At 67.9% G+C, this 21,113-nt stretch carries 7 protein-coding genes and 1 tRNA gene; 4 read left to right on the top strand and 4 right to left on the bottom strand.

What is annotated here, in order from left to right; translation table 11 throughout:
- Positions 1-274 precede the first annotated feature (274 nt).
- The 3 genes from ABFD92_04145 to ABFD92_04155 form a co-directional block, all read right to left on the bottom strand.
- The gene (locus tag ABFD92_04145) at positions 275-1,399 is read right to left on the bottom strand and encodes a uroporphyrinogen decarboxylase family protein (GenBank protein ID MEN6503708.1); all 1,125 of its coding nucleotides are present in this window, start codon (positions 1,397-1,399) and stop codon (positions 275-277) included.
- Between the two features lie 246 nt (positions 1,400-1,645).
- The gene (locus ABFD92_04150) at positions 1,646-2,605 is read right to left on the bottom strand and encodes a M14 family zinc carboxypeptidase (protein ID MEN6503709.1); all 960 of its coding nucleotides are present in this window, start codon (positions 2,603-2,605) and stop codon (positions 1,646-1,648) included.
- Positions 2,606-2,683: 78 nt separating this feature from the next.
- Positions 2,684-4,486, bottom strand: a complete 1,803-nt coding sequence (locus ABFD92_04155) for a dienelactone hydrolase family protein (protein MEN6503710.1) — start codon at positions 4,484-4,486, stop codon at positions 2,684-2,686.
- A gap of 356 nt (positions 4,487-4,842) precedes the next feature.
- On the opposite strand from ABFD92_04155, the gene ABFD92_04160 reads away from it, so the two are divergent.
- Together ABFD92_04160 and ABFD92_04165 are read left to right on the top strand one after the other, a co-directional pair.
- Entirely contained in the window at positions 4,843-5,802 is a 960-nt protein-coding gene (locus ABFD92_04160) for a metallophosphoesterase (protein ID MEN6503711.1), read from the top strand.
- Between the two features lie 105 nt (positions 5,803-5,907).
- Positions 5,908-5,979, top strand: a tRNA-Gly gene (locus ABFD92_04165).
- Positions 5,980-5,990: 11 nt separating this feature from the next.
- On the opposite strand, the gene ABFD92_04170 is transcribed toward ABFD92_04165, so the two are convergent.
- Positions 5,991-6,761 (bottom strand): hypothetical protein, encoded by a 771-nt coding sequence (locus ABFD92_04170; GenBank protein MEN6503712.1) that lies wholly within the window; start codon positions 6,759-6,761, stop codon positions 5,991-5,993.
- Between the two features lie 228 nt (positions 6,762-6,989).
- On the opposite strand from ABFD92_04170, the gene ABFD92_04175 reads away from it, so the two are divergent.
- The gene (locus tag ABFD92_04175) at positions 6,990-13,688 is read left to right on the top strand and encodes a PQQ-binding-like beta-propeller repeat protein (protein MEN6503713.1); all 6,699 of its coding nucleotides are present in this window, start codon (positions 6,990-6,992) and stop codon (positions 13,686-13,688) included.
- A 2-nt stretch (positions 13,689-13,690) separates the two neighbouring features.
- Positions 13,691-21,109, top strand: coding sequence for a WD40 repeat domain-containing protein (locus ABFD92_04180; protein ID MEN6503714.1), 7,419 nt, complete (start codon positions 13,691-13,693; stop codon positions 21,107-21,109).
- Positions 21,110-21,113: the final 4 nt, after the last annotated feature.

A 21,113-nucleotide genomic window follows, 5' to 3' on the forward strand; every position in this document is an offset into this window, starting at 1 on the left:
CGCACATTGCCAACACACGCTTACGTAAATCCATTGAGTATGCTTTCATTTCAAGCCTCCATGCTTGACCCAAGCATACACAACTTCTTCAGAGGGCGCTAGATGTGTTCGTGACTTGCTCTAGCCGAAGGCGGCTTCACAGAGCGCTTGTACCAGCACCGCCGCCAGGCGCGGGGGAGATAGGACGAACAACATGGGACCAATAAGACGAATAGGACCTATGCTGGCGGTGGTCCTATTGGTCCTATCATATGTCCTATATGTCCTATAGGTCCTATTCCCTCCCATATCTTCCGTGGGTGAACGCCATCTCGTACATTGCTGCCACGTTCTCCGGCTTGGAGTTGTCCTGCAGGCAATGCGCGGGGCTGAAGCAGTAGCCGCCGCCGGGCATCATGATGTCCAGCGTGCTGCGGCATTCGGCTTTCATTTCCTCCACGCTGCCGTTGGCGACCGGGCCGGCGGTTGAGATGCAGCCGTGGAAGAACAGCTTGTCGCCGAAGTTTTCCTTGAGGTAGCGCGGGGACATGTTGACGGCCTCGGGCTGGAGCGTGTCGACGCCGGTGATGCCCATTTCGATCATGTCCGGATACGACCAACTGCTCGATCCGCAGGTGTGGATCAGCGTGGGCAGGTTGTACGCCTTGGCGAGGTCGATGACCTTCTGGTGCCGCGGGCGGATGTGCTTGCGGAAGAGCTCCAGGCTCATGATCGGCGACCTCTGCGTGCCCAGGTCCTCGCCCATCCAGATGAAGTCGATCTTGCCCTTGGCGGCCTCGAGCGTGCGCTCGAGCACTTTCAGGGCGATCTCGAGCTTTCGGTCGATCAGGAGCAGCCCGGCCGGGTCGTCGGTGATCAGGTCCACCAGCACCTGCTCCATGGTGCGGATCATTCCGGTGGAGTTGATGATGTCAGGCAGGCCGGCCCCGCCGTTGAAGACGGCGAAGTCCTTGACGTCGTCGCAGTGCTGGGCGACGTGCGAGTAGTCATAATGGTCGGGGTTGGGCATGGGCCAGTTGGCGATGGTCTCCTCGTCGGCGCCGGCCAGCGGGAAGTCGCAGAAGTCCATGTACCCGCCGCTGTCGTGCTCGATCCACCGCGTGCGAATGCCCCAGCACGGATCTACGCCGCGGCCTTCGATCTCCGCGTGAAGCCGCGGACCCGTGTACCAGGCCCCCACGCCGCGGAAGTCCACGCCCAGCACGTTCGTCAGCCCGCCCCAGTCGTCGGCCGCCAGTCCGAAGTACTCCATCAGGTTGCGATTGATGCCGCCGTTGGCGAAGTAATTGACCGGCACGCGATCAGGCTCCTGGTGTGCGAAGGTGGTCATCACCCGCTCCTTGGAAGTCATGGTGTCGGCCTTGCGAAGGTTCATCAGGTCGGTGGCGCGCTGGTTCATGAGGCAGGCTCCTTTGGCGACAGTTTAACAGGGAACCGGGGAATTTACCACAGAGGCACAGAGGGCACGGAGGTGAAAAACAAAATGGAGGCATTGCGTCCACAGAGTCCATCCTGTCCACAATGTCCATGCCGTCAATGGCGGGTGGGTGGCTGGATGCCAAGAAGAACAGAAGGATGTGCGAAACCTTCTTGCTCTCGCTTGTCTTTATCTCAGAGCTCTCTGAGTCTCTGTGGTAAGTTTCTTCTACCGCCCGCCGCGCAGGGGATACATCGGCGCGGGCGGCATCTTGTCGGCGTCGCGGGCTACCTGCACGGCCTCGCCATGGCGAATGGCCGTCAACAGCGCACCGCGGTTGCCCGACCACCACTGGCTGGCATTCTTCTGTTCGTCGGGCAGCTCGAGCGTGATGGTGGGAATGTTGCGGTCGATGCCCGCCCACGTGCCGAAACTGCCCGGCGTGGGATACCCGATCGTCGCCTTGGGCGGATAGCTGTTGGACTTGGCCATGGCGGCCGCCAGCGCGCTGGCCGGTCCGTCGTAGTTGTTGCAGAACCGCCCGCCGCTGATGGTGTGGATCGAGACGATGCTGGCCGGGCGGAGCATGTCGACGGCCTTGATGATGGCCTGGGTCTCGGGCTCACTGGCCGGGCGCGACCCGCCGCTATAGCGGGCGTTGGCGGCGCTGGGTTTCCAGTTGGTAGCCGGGAAGTTGCGATTGCAGTCGACACGGTTGGCGTTGCCTCGCGTGCGGGCGGCCAGGCCGTCGGGGTTGGCTTCGAGGATGAACGCCACGCTGCGCCCGCCCAGGACAGAGGGGTTGGACTTGATGTAATCGTACATCCGCCGGGCTAACTGCGACGAGACCGGCTCATCGCCGTGAATGCCTGCGAAGATCAGCGTCGCGCTGCCCGAGGCGCCGAATACGTGCATGGTGATGGGCTTGCCCAGCACCGAGTGACCCAGCACGAAGGTTCGCGCGGAGCTGGCGGCGCCTGCAGGGGCGTTCGCCCGCGGCTGGGCCTTGGCGTGGTGCGGCGACCATGCCGGCGAGGAGGGCAATTCGCCGGCTTCCTGCCGTAGCGTGTCCTCGGTCAGCGGACCGATCGCCGCGGCGGGCTTCTGGGCGCAGCCGCCCAGGGCGGCCGCCGACAACACTACAACCGCCACGAAGCCACCGCTGCGTGCCAACGAGAGTTTGCGCATGAAAGAGTCGTCCTTTTTGAGACGGAGTATGATAATAAGATCGGGTCTGCAATTCAAATAACTTAAGGGCAACCCGCCTCACGCCCAGCGGAAGTTCGAGAACAGCGGCTGGCGCTGGGGAATCTGCTCGAACGCCACCTCCAGCAGCTCCAGCTCGCGCCAGGATCTCATCGGCTGTTTCTTGTCGTCCTTGAACCGCCTCGCTGGCAGGCGAACGCTCTGCCAGCCGCCAGCGGCCTTGAGGGGAACCAGGACGCGGTGCGTCGTCGCACCGGGGCTGAACTGGTGAGCCAAGAGTGACAGCTTGAGCGTCACGTCCTGGCGCGTGAAGACATCGAACGCCAGCTCCGCCCCGGCAGGAGCGTGCCATTTCGGGTCGGCCAGCTTGCGGCAGTACAGCGGCGACCACATGGTCATCTGCACCCCCCACCGCCCCGCCGGGCCCTTGACCCGCTTGAGACCCTTGGCGAACGCGATGGGGTCCGTCCCCGTCGTGCAGGTGCAGAAGTCGTCCAGACCCTTGCTGAAATCGCCGATCTGCCGCGAGGCCTTATCCGTCGCGCGGGCCGCCCCCAGCTCGGCGGGAACCACCGCCTGGAAGTTGCTCGCCAGGTGCCAGCCGCTTTCGTAATGCACCTGGGCGTACGCGAACAACCGCTGGCTCGCGTCGAGCACCGGCAGGGAGGCCGTCACCTTGCCACCCTTTCGCACGACCGCCGCCGAGCGCCAGTGGCGGTTCTTGGGGTCGGCATTGTGCAGGGCGTAGTACGCGTCGATGCGGGCGACCGTCTGCGAGCGGTCGGGGCGAATCTCCAGTTGCGGCACGCCGCGAGCGTCGAGGGTGACCTGCGCTTCCGGCGTGGCCGGGGCCGCCGGGCCGCCTTTGAGGTGCCAGTCCATCCACAGCGGCAGGTTCGTGCCTTCGTCCTCGGCGATATGATGATTCACCCGCGGCGAAAATGCCGCCCGCCAGATGCCCCCGGCCCGGCCCAGCGTCTGATAGGCCCAATCCATCTTGCCGTAGAAATCGTTGCTGCCGTCGAGGTATAGCACCGGGCAGCGCACCAGAGGGGCGTACGCCTCAGGCTCCATCGTGCTGCGCCAGATCTGCTTGTCAACGTCAGCCGCGTGCGGGTCGGCCTCATGCATGCTCGTGGGATACGTGGTCCAGCCAACGCCGTAGATCGCGCAGGCCGCCCGCACGCGCGGGTCGGTTCCGGCGATGGTCCACGTCAGCGTGCCGCCCATCGAGACGCCGAAGATGCCGATGCGGTTGGGGTCGACTTCCTTCTGGCGCTCGAGCACCGTCAGGGCCCGCCGCCCCGCCAGCGTCCAGTGGAACCACGACGACTCGCGCGGGCTCGGCCACACCGCCTCGATCTTCTGCCTGGCTTTTTGATGATTGCCCTGCGTGAGCTTGCCCCAGAGGGCGTACCGCGGGCGGTTCTCCCACCAGCCGCCCCAGTTGTACGTCATCGCCGCATACCCGCGGGCGTTCCAGAACTTCAGCCAGTCGATCGACACCGTCTGTCCGCCGCCGTGAATGTGCAGCACCGCCGGGAGCTTCACCGCGGAGGACGCGGAGACCGCAGAGGTATTGTTTTTTTCTTCTCTTCCCTCAGCGTTCTCTGCGAACTCTGCGGTGAATCTTCTTCGCCGCGCGCCGACGGGGGCCGAGTAGATCGCATAGATTCTGCAAGGCGCGCCGCGATACGTTTCGCTGGTGAAGTAGAACTCATGGAAGGCCGCCCCGCCTTCGCGCCAACGGCGGAGGGTTTCCACATCGAGCTCTTCCGCCCGCGGGTCGATCCCGTCCCAGAGTTCCTGCGGCGTGTGATACAGCCCCGGCAGCTTGCTCGACCGCTTAACCTTGGCAGACATCGCGATCTCCTCATGAAGGCTATTGGAAGCCACTGCAATATCCGCCCCCCGCTTTGCACGCAAGAGCAATCCATCCCCACGCTTATCCCTTCAGTTACGGGTGGGGGAAAAGTCGCGGCGGAGGCACTAAATGAAGAAGTAATTCGTTGTGTGAATTACTTCTTCATTTGGGGCCGTGTACCCCTGACCAGCGCAAGTATTCATCAAAGCCACACAACGGCTTTGATAAATACTTGGTGCCTCCGCCGCGACTTTTCCCCCATGACTGAGGCATTGCTCCTGGTGGGAGCGAGTGGTTTGTTTGACAAGCCTGCGCCAATTCACTACCGTGGGGGTTTCAGCCTCAGGAGAAGAACATGCCAAACCGTCTGCATCGATGGAATCTGTTCATCATCGCCGCCGTGCTCATCGCCGCCGTGCCGCTGGCGATAGCGGCCTTTCCACCGGAGAAACCCTACGATCCGAGGCCGCTGATGCCCGAGGCCGTCAAGAAGGCCGACCCGAACAACTACACGTTCCTGGTGCTGGGCGACACGCGCGGCAACGCCGTCTTCAAGCTGCTGATGGAAAAGGCGATGACGCACAAGCCCAGTTTCGCCCTGTTGACCGGCGACCAGGTCCGCGATGGGCTGGACAAGGAATACGACTCGCTGGACGCGCAGTACGCCCCCTTCGCCCGCACGATGCCCGTCTGGCCGTGCTACGGCAACCACGACGCGCGCAATCCCGCCAATTACGAAAAATTCTTCGGGATGACCGACAAGCACTACAGCTTCGACTTTCACAACGCCCGCTTCATCGGCGTCGAGTCGCTCAGCGCCGCGGCCACCATCGAAAAAGCCCAACTGGAGTGGCTGGAGAAGCAGCTCGACGAAGGCAAGAAAGCCGGAAAGCTCCTGTTCGTCTGGATGCACGGGCCGGCCTACAGCGTTGGCGAAAAGTTCGAAATCACCAACCAGCCCTGCGATTTCACGCGGTTGTGCGTCAAGTACGGCGTGACGGCCGTCTTTGCCGGACACGACCACATCTACTACCGCACCAAGCGCGACGGCGTGACGCACATGATCCAGGGCGTCGCCGGCGCGCCGATCTATACGATCAAGCGCAAGAGCTTCGCCCAGCGTGAGGACGTCTGGTGGGGCGGCACGGGCAAGAAGCAGTGGACGCTCTACACCCCTGCCGGCGGCGAGCAGGTCATGAACATCCACATGTTCCTGTTCACGACGATCACCGTCGAAGGCGGCAAGGTTTCGGGCAAGACTCTCACGCATGACAACCAGCCCATCGACGAGTTCGTCCTGCGCGAAGGCAAGTAGCCCCCGCCGCGCCGGCCGCCTGATCCGTCACCGCCCGGGGCGGCCCGCAATCCTCGAACCGACATTGACACCGCCCGCCGGGCGGGTATGATTACATCAGCCATTGCGGGCGTAATTCAGTGGTAGAATGCCAGCTTCCCAAGCTGGACGTCGAGGGTTCGAATCCCTTCGCCCGCTGTCCGGAGGTATTACTTCGCGTTTTGTTTTGCGATCAGCTCGGCCAGGTCCCTGAAGGTCTTGAGGTTTCCGAACTCGACAGCCTTGGGCAGTCGTTTGGCGGCCAGCCAGATTCCCATGTAGGACACCATGCCGCTGGCGACAAAGACCATTGCGAGCAAGACGAACCCAATTTGCCAGCACGCCAGGACGCAGCTAAGCAATGCCAGCCCCAGCGATGCTCCGAAGCCTATCACACATCTATCGTACCATGGCTTTTCCATCTTTATCATCGGTAGCGAATTGCGGGCGAGTCTGGATATCGACCGCAAAAAGACGTCCGCATGTTTTCGAGTATATTCTGCCAGGGGCGTAGATGGTGAAATTCCGCTCACTTCAACACCAGCGTTGCGAAGCCGCGAGCAGACAGCGAAGAAGGCACCAGCAGACATGCAATTTCGACCCATAATCCTGGCTGGCGAGACATCAGTGGCGACTGCTCGATCCGCGATAAAGACGCACACGTCTCGCAACGTCCTGCTCGGCGCGGGTTCGAGCACGGCGTACCATTCGCTGTCGGAGTAGCCCAGACGCCAGTCATCATCAAGGGCTCGCCCGAGTGCCTGCCAACCCAATAGGTCGCAGGCGTCGCGCCATTCTTCTACCGTCGTCTCAAAGGTCAAGGACGCATCGGGGTCAGCCTCAGGATCCAACTGACACTGCTGCCTGTGTCCGTCGATGAGAACAGCTAGAACGTATTCCGGTGCGGCGGGCTTCAACTCAACATGATCTTGTACTGTCATCGCGGGTAATCATACTTGGAAGCAGGTTGTCGTGACAGTTGCTCCGCCAGCGGCGTTGGTTGGGCAGGGGAAATTGCTCTTTGGGGTTGCCGTGGGCGGGGCGGGCGGGTTGAATACTCAGCGACAGAATGCAGCGAACGGAACTGCGGTATCCCGCCATGAGGGTCCTGAAAGGGCAGGCAGGGTCTCCCTGCCATACGGCTGCCCGTCCAGGCGATTGGACGCGACATGAGAGCCCTTACCATATGTATTGCCGCCGGGTGGGTCTGTCTGAGCCCGGCCTGGGGCGCTGCGCCGGAAGAACCGCCGCCGCCGCGGGCGATGGAACTGGTGCCCCCGCAATGGCTGGCGTTCACGCCGATCTGGCAACCGACGTGGGACGCCACGTTGGCTGCCAACCAGGCCGCCTGGAACAAGGATGTTCCGCAAGACAAGTCGCTTAACCAGGCCCACGGCCAGATCGTCAACCTCCGCCTGATCGAGCTGTACCGGGCGATGATCCAGCACTTTCCCGCCGAGACGGCCAAGCACCTCGACGCGCGGCGCGGCATCGCGCAAGCGTATCGCAACCTCGGCGACCTGCCGCGGGCGAATGAGGCGTACCGGGAAATGATCGCGGCGCACCGGGACCGCAAGGAGATCGCGGCTGAAGCTTACCAGCAGATCCTCGCCCACACGCCGACGTATGTGCCCAATCAATACGCCGGCGCAGGGGCGTGGCAGGCGTACGCCCTGAAGGGGCTCGAGTCGCTTCGCGGGAGTCTGCCCGAGACGCACCCGGCGATGAGCTTCTACTGGCAGCATCGCATGAGGATGCTGGTCGAGAACCGCGACTACGAACAGGCGCTGCACTTTTACGAGCAGAACGCCTCGCGAGGCGGCGCCGATCAGAACTGGAACCTGACGCGGGCGACGCTGCTGCAGGCGGCGGGGCATGCGTCACTGGCGGCAGACGTCTGGCAGGCGCAAGGCAACCCCGACCAGGCGGCGAACCTGCGCAGCTCGATCACGTCGCTGGTGCAAGACTACCCGCGCGACGTCGAGCTGGAGATGCGCTGGGAGGCGCTGCGCCGGGAGGCGGCCGGCGGGGCGGCCTTCGACGCCGCGTCGCTTCAGAACATCCTGGACATGTGCGACTCAACCGGTGCGTTCCCGGCAGTCAAAGAGCCGCCCTATCTTCCGTATCGGCGCGTGATCGAGCGGACATTGCTGGGCTCGCCGCCGGAGGCCCTGGAGGGTTTGCGACAGCGGCAGCGCATGGCGGCGGCCACCGCCGCGGCGGCGGTCGCGGCCAGCGGCAACCTCGACGACGCCGTGCGGCTCTTCCGCCGGTACTCCTGGGCCGCCAACGTCCACGAGGTGATGTTTACTCTGGCCGAGGACGCCCTGCGGCGTGGGCGGCGCGACTGGGCGCTGCGGACATTCGAGGACCTGACGCAATTCGCCGCCGACGGCGAGCTTCGCCGCGCCGCTCACGTGGGCGTGTGGCTGTGCCTGTCCGGCGAGGGCGACTCGCGCGAGGCCCTGCAGCGGGCGATGGCGGCCGTCCCCGACTCGACAGATCTGCCCTGGCGCGGCGGCAGGGCGTCGGCGGCGGCGGTGAAGAAGACGCTCGTGACCGCCGCGGGGTCTGCGGCGCCGGACAAACCGTTCTCGGCCGTCGCGCGGCGGCGTGTCGAGATGCCTGCCGACCAGGCCTGGGCGGAGAACTTCTACGAGAGCTCGACGCTTGCGGCGACGCTGGGGCCATGGGCGATCACGACCATCGAGCCCCTGGGCGGTCCGGGCGCGCCGCTGCTGATCAGCGGACCGACGCTGGCGGCCCGTTACGACGCGGCGGTGCCTCGCGCTGTCTGGACGCGAAGCGCGCCTCCGGGATACGGCGCCCGCCGCGCCATCAGCCCAGTGCAACCGGCCTGGGCCCTGCCCGCGCGGCGAGCGCCGGCCCTGCGAAGCAAAGTCGCCGACGAAGCGTGCCTGTTCGCCCTGGTTGACGACAACCCTGACCCCGCCGCACGCAAGGCCCTAGCCGCATTCGACGCCGCCAGCGGCGACCTGATCTGGTCCACCGCCAACCGCCCCGAGTGGGCCGACCTTCAGCCCCTCAACGCCCCCATGGCCGCCGCCGGCCACGTCTACACCCTGGCCATGCCCGCCGGCGCCATGGAGCCTCAGCAGCAGACGGCCGTAACCGTCTGGCTGACGTGCCTTGACGCCGGCGACGGACGCATGATCTGGAAGAAGTCGCTGGCCGCCCAGGCTCAAGCGAACACGCGCCTGGTGGAACTGGCCCAGCAAGGCCAGGCCCTCACGCTCGATGGCGGGTGGCTGTACTGCTCGACGAACTTCGGCATCGTCGCCCGCTGCGACGCCCGCGACGGGACCATCGACTGGATCTGGACCTACCCTCCGGCCGACCAGTCCGGGCGGAGCCTGGTGCAATTCCGCCGCCAGGGCGCCAGCCCGATTGTGGCGGGGCAGAGGCTGATCCTGGCCCCGCGCGACCACAGCGGCGTCATCGCCCTGGACGCCGCCGATGGAAAGCTACTCTGGCAAAGCGTGCTGACGGCGTCGGAGCACATCGTCTGCGTCGCCGGCGGCAAGGTCATCGCTCGCAACGACGTCGAAATCAGCTCGCTGGATCTCGCCACGGGCCGCGAACTCTGGTTCCGCCGCTACGACGCGCCGATCGACCAGACACTCGCCCGCGGGGCGGACATCCTGATGCTCTCGGGCGGCGCGCTGTGCCGCCTCTCGCCGGCGGACGGGTCGGTTGTCGAGAAACGTCCGCTCGAGGGCAACGCCGTGCCGTTCCTGCTCGACGGCGCCACGGTGCTTGAGTTTGTGCCCGCCCCGGCGGCGCCGGTGGCGACGCCCGGCGCCCCGCCGGCCAGCCCGCTGAAATTGCCGCTGACGCGCGCGTGGTCGCTGCCGGCCGCCTGCCCGATACTCGTCTGCCCGCCAGCCGCGCAGCCACAGGAGACCTTCTTCGTACTGTCAGGGCGCACGGTAACCTGCATCAAACGCAAACCCTCCCCCACCGTGCTGTGGCAGCAGACCCTGGCGATGCGACCCAGCGCCGCCTGCTACGCCGGAACCGCCCTGCTGCTGGCCGACGGGCGGGATCTCGTGGCGGTCGATCTGGCCGGCGGGGCCGTGCGATGGACGGCGCGGCCGGGCTTTGCCGTCGACTACTTCGACGGCGGCGGCGACGTGGCGATGGCGGCCGAGACGTCGCGCAGCGGTTTCGTCGCGGTCTACGATCTGGCGACAGGCAAGGAACTGTGGCAGAAGGATTTCGGCGAACCGGCGCGGTTCTGCGGGCAACCGCTGCGCCTGGCCCGCGTGCGCAGCGAAGACAGCGGCGCGCTGACGCTGGGTCTGTACTGGAACGCGATGCTCCACAGCGACATCGGGTTCCGCCCCGCTGAGATGATCGTCGACGCCCACAGCGGGCGCGTGATGGAGGTCCGCCACTTTCTGCCCACGCAGGGCGGTTGGCCGCGCCTGGTCGACTTCGGCCCGTGCGGCATCTTCTACGTCGACCAGCAGTCCCGCCCGCGCCTGGCGACATACGCCGGGGCCGACCCTCTGGCCGCGACAAAGCGAATCGTCGACCTTGGACCGATCGGTCGTTACGGCGCCGCCGCGGCGGGCATGAGCGCCACGGCCTCGAGCGTGTACGTCCGTTCCCCGCGCGAGCTGGTCGGGTTCGACGCCGCCTCGGGGCGCGAGACGGTCTATCCACTGCCGCGCAGCGGCGCGACCGGGCGGATCTCGCTTGTCTACGCGGTGCGTGAGACAGCCGGGCGGTTAATGGTGGTCTCGGGCCTGCGCGGGCAATCGAGCGATTACCCGCTGGACGCCAGCGGCGTGTTCGTCGACGCCTTCGACCGCGCCTCCGGCGCGCACGCGGGGGGGCAGGAACTGCCCGGCATCGAGTGCGATGAGTTCCAGCGCATCGGGCACGACACGCAGGCCGAGCTGCTCGACGACTCGCTCATCGTCAGCACGCGCAGCGGCGTACACGTGTTCGTGCCCGCCCCAGCCGCGGCGCCGGCGGAGATCGTGCTCCATCGCAGCGACTGGCCGATGGCTATCGACGGCGACTTATCGGACTGGAACACAGTAGCTCCCCTGCCCATGACCGGCGGCGCCGGTGGGTCGGTTCGGATCGCTCACGACAATGGCCGTCTCCTGCTGTGCATCGCCCACGAGGGTCTGCGGCGCACCGCCCTGCAAGGGGCCGGAATGTTCAACGGCGGCGACCGCCTCGATGTGTCGCTGCAATGGGCGGGGCAAAAGTACCGCTGGCTCATCGGCGCCGACGCGACGGGGCGGGCGGTGGCCCGCGACGGCCAAGGGCGGCTCGCATCGGACGTGGTGGTCGCCCGCGCCGGCGCGGCGTACGAGATGGCGATCCCGCTGGCGCCGATGGATGCCCTCGGCGAGAGCCCCCAACGCATCGGACTGTCCGTGACGGTTGGCGGCGCCGGGGGCATGCTGACCTGGTGCGGTCCTAACGGTTCGCTACAGCCGGTGGCGCTGCACCCGCTGGCCCGCGGAAGCGAAACGGCGGCGCAGGAGATCGCCAAGGCCCTGGGCCCGCTGGCGCGCTGGCCCGCGCGCCCGGCGCGAACCGCCGGCGGGCGGTTCCTCTCGCAGTGGGTCTGTATCGCCTCGGGCCCGCGCCCGACGTCGCTGGCGGTGGGCATCCTCGCCGGCGGACAGTGGCGCTACGCCAGCCTGCACGACCCTCTCGTCGCGCAGGCCCCGCCGCTTTGGACCCAGCGGAGTTTCCTGCCCTGGTGGATCGCCCCGGTGCCCATCCAGGGACAATGGATCGAGCTTCGCCTGCCGCTGACGGCACTGGACGTTGATGACAAGCCCATCGATGGTCTTGCCTTCCGCCAGGAGGGGCCCGGACGCGTGATCTGGGACAGCACCGCCGTCGTCTGGCCCGGCGGCTCGCGAGTCATTCTCGAAGACGATCTTCCGCCCGGCATGTCCGAGGGGCAGTGGAACTGGGCCGCCGATCTCAAACACAGCGGCGCCAAGGCGCACGAAGGCGTGGCCACGCAGGCCCTCGACCAGGTGCAGACGCATTCGGTGGTGTTCACGTCGCCCGTGGCCGATCACCTCGCCGCCGCGCCGCGCCCTGCGGTTCTGTCGCAGTGGGTCTATGTCGATCCCACGCGCCCCCCGGCGGAACTGGCCCTGCAGCTCAACAACGGGCGGACGTGGCATCGTTTCCTCTGGGGCGGCGATGAAACCGGCAGGCGGCCTATGCCCGCAGCCGGAGCCTGGCACGAACTGCAGGTGCGGCTGGACCAGAGCGACCTGTCCAACCGCCCCATCACGGGTATCGCGTTCGACCAGACCGACGGCCGAGTGTTCTGGGGCGCCACAACGCTGTTGGTCGACGGCAAGAGCTACCCGGTGGTGACTGACGCCGCGCCGCCGACAGCAGCGCCGGGCGGCGCCTGGCGCGCGGGCCGCTGTGAGATCATCGGCGGCGTGGCGCCGGTGGAAGGCAAAAACGGCAAGGGCGGGCAGTTCGACGGGCGAACCGGCTGCATCGTCACGCCGCACTCGGCGGCGCTGCATCCGGCGCAGTTGAGCATCGAGGGCTGGGTGCGGCTCGAGCCCTCGACAGCCGATCAACAGTGGCTCGTCAGCACGAGCGAGGGGTCGGACGATTCTCAGGGGTACGACCTGGCGGTGATTGACGGCCGTCTTCGCGCGCGGGTATTCATGCCCGGCGCCGCGCCGCCGGCGGTGGCGACCTCGGCCGAGGCGGTGCTGCAGGCGCGGCGCTGGCAGCACGTGGCAATGACGTGGGACGGCTCGGCGGTCCGCATCTATGTGGACGGCCAGCCGGTCAAGACAGCCGTCTCGGCGGCCCCGCCCGCCGCGCCGCGGACGATGGGCCCGACGCCGCTGTTCATCGGGCGGCGCGCTTCGACCAAGGAGGGCTACTTGTCCGCGTGCCTGGACGAATGGCGCCTGTACGAGCGGGCGCTGTCGCCGGCCGGCGTGCGGAGCCTCTACGAGAACCCGGCTCGCCCGCTGCCACGGGCACTGAGACAGGCAATGGTGATAGAGTGGACGTTCGACGACATCCTGGCCGCCCCGGCCCAGGCCCAGTGGCAGTGGCTCACGCAGGCGGGGCGCAAGGCGCACACGCTCACGGCGGGCGCCGGCGGATCGGTGCATATGGCTGACGCGCTGGTGACGCCGATCACGCAGCATTTGTTTATCGACCGCGCGGCGGCGGTCGCCACGCTAGCCAGGAACCTGCCCGCCCTGCGCGGCGGGCCCAGGGCGAGGCAGCTTGAGGATTTGCTCGATCGTCTCGAGGGCGGCGCACCGCGGCGCCGGCCGATCGCTGGAGAGCCCGGCGCCGTCCTGAGGGACTGGCAGATCGTCGGGGGATTCCATAATAATCCCGCCAATCACAGCGGCTTTGGGCAGCTTTGGGAACCGGAGCTCAAGGCGGTTGACCTGCAGGAGCGTTACGGCGTCTGGCCGGGCGAGGGAGGCCCTGCGCAGTGGCGGCTGCTGCGGTCGCGCGGGGCTTATGTCGACCTGCTGGGCGAGACGTCATTCCACCAGATGGTCTGCGCGGTGGCGGTTTGCTGGGTGTACGTTCCCCAGCCGCGGCACGTGCGGTTCGACGTCGGCTGCGACGAGAGCATCGACGTGCGCGTCAACCGCCGCCTGGTGCATATGGTCCGCGGCAGCGCCGCCGCCAAGCCCGGCGACACCGCCGCCGACGCGATGCTGCCTGCAGGCTGGAGCGAGATCATGATCAAGGTCGGCCAGGGCACCGGGACGGCGTTTGGATTCTACTTCGAGATCCGCGACGCCCTCAGCGGCGAGGCGGTCGAAGGCCTCGAACGGGCGACCCAGGCGCCGCAGGAATAAGTATGCGCAGACTCAGACATTCTGTGACGCTCTGGACCGCCGCGGCGGCGGCTTTGTGCTGGGGCTGCAGCAAAGCCCCACCCCCGCCGCAGAAGCCTGCCCCCGCTTCTCAGCAGGCCTCTGCGACTTCGCGACCGGTCCGGGCAACCAGCGCCAGCGCGCCGGCGGCACAAACCGCGTCGACCCCGGCCACCCACGCCGCAACGCCGAAACGCGACGAAGCTCTGGATGCCGCCAGGCTGGCGCAGGCAGCCCAGGCTCAGGCGCAGCGCCAACGCGCCGTAGGCGAAGCCAAGCAGGCTGCACAGAAGGCTCGCGCCGATGCCCAGACCCAATGCGATCAGGCCCGCGCCGCGCTGGCGTTTCGCGAGGCATATGAGCTCTGGCAGCAGGCGCGGCAACTCCAGGACCAAGCTGCCCAGGCGTTCGATAAGGACGAGTTTGCCCCCGCCGCCCAGCAGTGGTCCGCAGCCGCCGCGCTCTACCCCAAGGCGGTGCAGGCGGCTGCAGCTCTGACGCAGGCCCGTCAGCATCTGGCGGCCCTTCGATACTCCGAGGCCGCCGCGGCGGTCGCGGCTGCACTCAAGATCGACCCTGCCTGCAGCAGCGCCGTGCTGTTGCAGGAGGAAATCCGCCTCGCCGGCGGCGCCAAGGGGCTCGAGGCGGACAAGGCCCGTGCCGAAGCGGCTGTCAGCGCCGCGGCGGGTCTAAGCGACAGCGACGGATTCGCCCCACTCCAGATCGACTTGCGCCGCCAACTCGCCCGCGCCTACGGCCTGGCTGCACAGGGGCAGTTTGACCAGGCCGCCCAGGCGTACAAGGCTCTCGTTGCCCAGTGCGACCAGCTCAAGATTCGCGACGCCGCGCGGCAGGGCGTTGCACCGATCAAAGCCGCCGCCGAGGGCGCCCGCCAGCGAACCGCCGCCCTCGATCTCGTCCGCGAAGACCCGGTGCAATGGCACAAAGCGATCGACAGCTTCGCGGCGGCCTCGGCGGCGATGGCCAAGGGCGACTTCGATGCGGCCAAACAGCATTACACAGCGGCCACGGCGGCCTATGACAAAGGCGCCGCAACGGCCTCCGCCCTGCAGGCGGCGCGGCGACAGCTCGAGAGCAACAACTTTGCCCAAGCCCGCAGCGCCGCCCAGACCGTGCTGACTGCCGACGCCTCCAACGCCGCCGCCAAGGCGCTGCTGAGTGAGATCGCCTCCAGCGGCGCCCGCGAGACGGCGGCCGCCGCCCAAAGCGCCGCCCGCGGCGCGGTGTCGGGCATGGCCACGATCGACGACGCCCACGGCTTCTATCAACTTAAGAACGCCGCCGCGGCGCGGCTGGCGATAGCCCAGGGCCTGCTGGCGAGGCAGAAGTACGAAGCGGCCCTCAAGGAGTACCAGGCCGCCAGCGTCGAGTGCGAGCGGATCAAGACGCTCAACGTCGCGCGGCAGGCGATGGTCGCCGCGCGCCAGACGATCGTTCAGCAGCAGCAGAGCGCCGCAACGGCAGGGGCCCCCCGCTGCTCCCCCGCGCGATGGACGCAGGCACAGGGATGCTTTGACCAGGGCGAGCGGGCGTTCCACAGCGGCGACTTCGATGCCGCCAAGACCGCCTGGACCGCCGCGGCGGCCGACTATCAGTCCGCTGCCGCCGTCGCGACGCAGATGGCCGCGGCGCGCCAGGCAGCCGCCTCGGGACAGTTCCCCCAGGCCGCCAAGACCGCCGCCGATCTGGCGGCCTCCGAAAACCAGAGCGAGCCTGCCAAGGCCCTGGTCGAGGAGGTGCGCCTGGCGCCGCTCAAAGCCGCCGCTGCACCGCCGCGAGCCGCCGCCCAGGCGGCCGTCAAGGCCCTGTCCGACATCGACGAGAACCAGGCCTTCGACCAGCTTAAGCTCCAGGTTCGCAAGCAGCTTCGCGCCGCCGATACGCTGTTCGACGAGGACCGCTACGAGGACCTGCCCGCCGCGTACAAAGCCGTCTGCGACGAGTGCGCGCGGCTGCGAACGCTGGACGCCAGACGCAAGACGCTGCTCACGACGCGATCGGCCGTTCAGGCTGCCCGGCTGCAGACAATCGCCGCCGGTGCGGAGTGCCTGGCGGCGCGACAGTGGCAGCAGCTTCAGACTGACTTCAGCGCCGGCGAAGAGGCCTTCGCCAAGGGCGACTTCGAGGCGGCCGCCAAGGCCTGGGCGGCGGTCGCGCCCCGCTGCGGCGAAGTCGCCAACCTGACGGCGGCGCTGACGCAGGGTCAGGCACACTTGGCCGCCGGGCGCGCCGCCGAAGCGCAGAAGTCGTATGACGCCGCCCTGGCAATCGACGCCGCCAACCCCGCCGCCACGCGCGGCCGCCAGGAGGCCCTACACGCCTTGGCACGCCAGGCGGTGCTGGCAGCGCGAGCCAAGGCGGATGCGGCGCTGGATGCGGCTGCGCCCGACGCCCCCGAACTTGACGCCCTCAAGCAGAAGGCCTTCACCGCGGCCGAGTCGGCCGACGCCCTGCTCGACAAAGACGATCTCGAAAAGGCCGCCGCGGCGTATGAAGCCGCTCTCGCCCAGTGCAAACAGATCGCCGACCTGTTGCCGCCGCGCACGGCCGCCGTCCAGGCCCGCACCGCGATGGTCGCCTCGCGACAGACTGCCCTGTCAGCCGGCGCGCACTGGGCGGCCGATGCCGCCTGGACCGCCGCCGCCCAATCCGCCGCCCAGGGGCAGCAGGCGTTCGATGCAGCCGATTTCAACGGCGCCACTGGGCACTGGAAGAACGCCCAGACGCAATTCGCCCAGGCCGCCGCCGACGCCCCCAAGCGCCAGAAAGATCCCGCCGTCACGCGCGAGCAGGCCCAGGCCGCACGCAACGCTATGGCCGCCGCCGCGGGCAAGGCCGGCCCCGCCCAACAGGACGCGGCGGTGCTATGGCAGCAGGCGCAGGAGCTTTCGGCCGCGGGCGACCAGGCCCTCCAAGGGGGCGATTTCTCCAGCGCCCAGCGGCGATGGAACGCCGCCAAGGCGATCTATGAAACCAGTGCCGCCGTCGCCGAGGCTTTGGCCGCGGCGAGGACCGCCCTGGCGGCTAAGCAATTCCCGCAGGCGATGGCAAAGGCTCGCGGCGCAATCGTTCAGGACATCGACAACGCCGTCGCCCGGCAGCTTATCCGAGACGCTGCACTGGAAGCTTCGCGTGCCGCGGCCGCGCCGCTCAAGACCCGCGCCGAGACCGAGACCTCCGCCGCAGCTTCGCTCGACGACAATCAGGGTTTTGCGGTCCTTAAGGCCGCCCTGGCACAGGCGCACTCGGCGGCGGCCTCGGCCTGGAGTTCCAACGCCATCGGCAAATCGCAGCGGCTGTACCAGCAGGTCATCGCCCAGGCAGCGCAGGTCAAGGCCCTCGATGCCCGCCGCCAGGACGCGGCGAAGCTTCGTGTGGCTGCGACTGCTTCGCAGCAGAAGGCCGCCCCCACCGCCTCCGACGCCGCGGCGCTGGTGCAACAGGGCGCCCAGCACTTCGCTGCCGCCGAGAAACTCTTCCAGGCGGGCGACTATGACGGCGCCGGGGCGTGCTGGAAGCTCGCCGCCGCCTCCTATGACGCCGCGCCCGCGGCGGCTGGGAAGATCCAGGACGCGCGAAAGCAGATCCAGGCCAGGAACTTCGCCGCCGCCGAGGCAGCCCTGCAGGCGGTGCTGGCCGGCAACGCAGGCAACGACCTGGCCTGGCAGCTATCTCGCGAGGCCCGACAAGCTGCCGATAGTGAATCGCTCACCAAAGTCGCCGCCGCAGCCTCGACCGCCGCGGCGGAAGTGGTCGCCTTGAACGACGCGCAGGGATTCGCCGCGTTCAAGGCGCGCGTCCAGGCCATGATCCAGGCGGCGGGCGAGGCGCAGGCTCGCAAGGAGTTCGACGAAGCCGCCTCGCAGTACGACAGCGTCGTCGCGCTGTGCCGCACCGTCAAGCAGCTCGACGCCCGACGCAACGAAACCGCCAAAATCATGACCGCGGCCGCCGCACGCATCCAGGAATTGTCCCAGAAGAACCAGGCCGACAAGGCCGCCCCCGCTGCCTTGCAGCGAGCTCTCGATGCCAACGCCGCCGCGACGGCGGCATTTGAGCAGGGTCGCTTCGACGAGGCCGCCGCGTTTGGGGCCGACGTCGCCGCCGCCTGCACCAAAGCCCAAGCCACAGCCGCCGCGCTGGCCAACGCCCTGGCCTTGCATGCGGCCGGCAAGACTTCCCAAGCCCTGGCCGCCCTGACGCCGATCCTGGCGGACGAACCCACCGGTGCGGCGGCCCAGGCCCGCCAGACCCTGGAGACCGCCCAGCGCCGCGCGGCAGCGGAGGCGCTGCAGAAGCAGGCCGCCGCGGCCCTCCTGTCACTTGCGCCTATCGCCGCCACGGAAGGCTTCGACTCGCTCAAACAGGCGCTGGTCCAACAGAGCAGCACTGCCGATAGTGACTTGGCGGGCGGACGCTATGAGCAGGCTGGCGCCGGATACGACGCCGTCATCGCCGGGCGAGATCAGATCGTGCAGCTTGACCAGCGGCGAAAGGCCTCCCTGCCGATCAAGGCCGACGCCGACGCCGCAGCCGCCAAGGCCGCCGCCATCACCGACCAGCACAATTTCCAGCCTCTCAAGCTGGCGCTGACAGCCGAGCTGTCGGCAGCGGCGGCGTGCTTCGGCCAGCGCGCCTTCGACGACGCCGACGCCCATTACCGCGCCGCGATGACGCTCTACGAGCCCCTGGCGCGGCAGGAGGCTCTGCGGGCCCAGCTCGACGCCGTGCGGACGCAGACCAACTCGCTTGCGGCCAAGGCTCAGGGGACGCTTTCGCCACAGGTCCCCTCCCGCTGGCAGCAGATCGAGCTGTTTCAGGCCGCCGCCCAGCAGGCCTTCACGCGGGGCGACTTTGACACGGCGAGGCTGTGGTGGGAGGCCGCCAGCCAGGCCGTCGAGGAAGGTCAGGCCGCCGCGGCGCTGCTGACGGCCGCCCAACAGCACCTCGCCGCGGGCAAGCTGCCCGAGGCGCGAGAGACGATCGTCAAGGCGCGCTTCGTTGCCAGCGAGAGTACGACGGCCCAGCAGCTCGAGACGAACATCCGCCACGCGATGCGCCGCTTTGACGCCCAGGCGATCATTAAGGCGGCCGAGACGGCCCAGGCTGCATCCACGAAGGTCGCCGGCGAACAGGGTTTCGAAGGTCTCAAGCAGCAGGTCGTTCAGAAACTCAATGATGCTCGCCAGCGGCTTGAGCGAAATGAGTTCGACGCCGCCGTGGCGGTCTATCGCGAGGTGGTGGTCGAGTGTGACGCGATCGCGCAGATCGACCGGCGCCGGTCGGCATCGCTACCGCTGAGGCAAAAGGCCGTCACCGCCATCGCCGCGATTAACGCCCTCACCGATAGCCACGGCTTTGCGACGCTCAAGAACGAGGCCCGCCAGCAGCACAGTGCGGCTGAAACGTTCTTTGAGCAGCGCAAGTTCGACGAGTCGGACCCGTCGCACCGCTCTGCCGTGGCGACGTGCGAGAAACTGGCCGCACTCGAAAGCCGGCGGGCTGATCTGGCCAGGCTCCAGGAGCAGGCGGTCAAGAGCTGGCAGGACCTCAGCGCCGCGCAGGTAAACTCATCGTCGCCACAGTTGTGGCAGCCCGTCGAGCAGGCGTACAACGCCGGCCAGTCTGCGTTTAGCGCGGGCAACTTCGACGAGGCGCAGAAGCAGTGGAACGACCTTCAGGCCCGCGCGCCGGCGGCGCTGAAAATGGGCCAGTCGGTCATCGCCGCCCGCACGCTGCACGGCCAGCAGAAGTTCGACGAAGCCATCGCCTCGATCGACGCGGCGCTGGCGATCGATCCCCAAAGCGCAGTGGCCAAGCAGGTTCGCGACGAGATCGGCCGCAACGAGCTGACGCAGACCCGCCAGAAGCTTTCCCAGCAGCGCCAGCAGGTGATGGACCTGGAGATCAGCCGCTACGCCCCGCGGCGATGGGAGCAGTACGAAAAGGCGCTGGCCGCCGGCGAAGCGGCGTATGCCAAGGGCGACTACGACGCCGCCCGCGCGCAATGGAAGGTGCTGATCGAGGGCTATGCCAAGGCCCCGGCGTACGTCGAGAGCATGAAGAAGGTGTACGAGGGCGTGCTGGCCTGGCAGCAGGCGCGAGCCGACGTCGCGACCGAGTACTACGAGCAGTTCGACGCCCTGGGCGGACCGCAGTGGCAGGCGATCAAGGACCTGGTCACCCGCGCTGAGCAGAACGACGTCCCACAGACCCAGCGCATCGAGTGCTACAGGAAGGCTGCCCAGTCCCTGCCGGCGGTGGCCGCCAGGGTTGAGGACCTCTACCGCACGCGCGTCTGCGACAAGGCGATCGCCGCGGCTGGCGAACTGCTGGCGGGCATCCCGATCAAGGCCTCGCAGCGAACGCCCGAGCACGTCGCCCGGGCCGCCAAGGCCGGCGACGAAGCCGCCCGCGCCCTGGCCCAGCGACCCAACAACGCCCGAGCGAAGGAGTTGGCCGCCCAGGCGCAGGTGCTGGCCGTGCACCTCAAGACCGGCTCGTGCCTGCGCACCTTCAGCGGGCACAAGGGCTGGATTTTGGCTACGGCAGTGGGACCGGCAGGCGATCAGGCCGCCACCGGCGGCGAAGAGGGCGACGTGAAAATCTGGGATCTCTGGCGCGGCGTCGGCGCGGCGGGCTGGTCCGCCCACAGCGGACCGGTCAATGCCATCGCCTTCGGTCCGGCCGACACGGCGGTGGTCTCGGCGGGCGAAGACGCCACGCTGAAGATCTGGAACACCGCCGACGGGCGGAGCATCCGCACGCTCACCGGTCACACCGCCTGTGCGACGGCGGTCGTAATGGCCGCCGACGGTCGCACGGCGATGTCGGCCTCGGAAGACGCGACGCTGCGCCTGTGGGACATCGGCACCGGGCAATGCCTGCGGACCTTCAGCGGCCACAGCGGAGCAGTGAGCGCCGCGGCGCTTTCGCGCGACGGGCGTTTGGCGCTGTCGGGCGGGGCCGACCGAACTGTCAGGCTCTGGGACGCCGCCGATGCGCGGTGCCTGCGAACGTTCGAAGGGCACGGCGCCGCGGTGATTGCCGTGGCGATCAGCGCCGACGCCCGCACAGGCGTTTCAGCCAGCGCTGACAAGACGCTCAAGGTGTGGGACCTTGCTGACGGCCGGTGCCTGCAGACGCTGGCCGGTCACGAGGCGGCTGTCACGTGCGTGGCGCTGCACGGGGACGGTCTTCGCGTGCTGTCGGGCAGCCGCGACGGGACGCTGCGGCTGTGGGAGATTGCCACGGGCAAGTGCCTGGCCACGTTCGAGGGTCATCGCGGATGGGTGCGGTCGGCGGCTTTCAGCTCCGATGGCACGACGGCGATCTCTGCCGACGAGACCACGCTGAAGCTGTGGTTCATCGAGAAGCGGTGACGGC

Source organism: Planctomycetaceae bacterium (assembly GCA_039680605.1).
GTDB lineage: Bacteria > Planctomycetota > Phycisphaerae > SM23-33 > SM23-33 > JAJFUU01.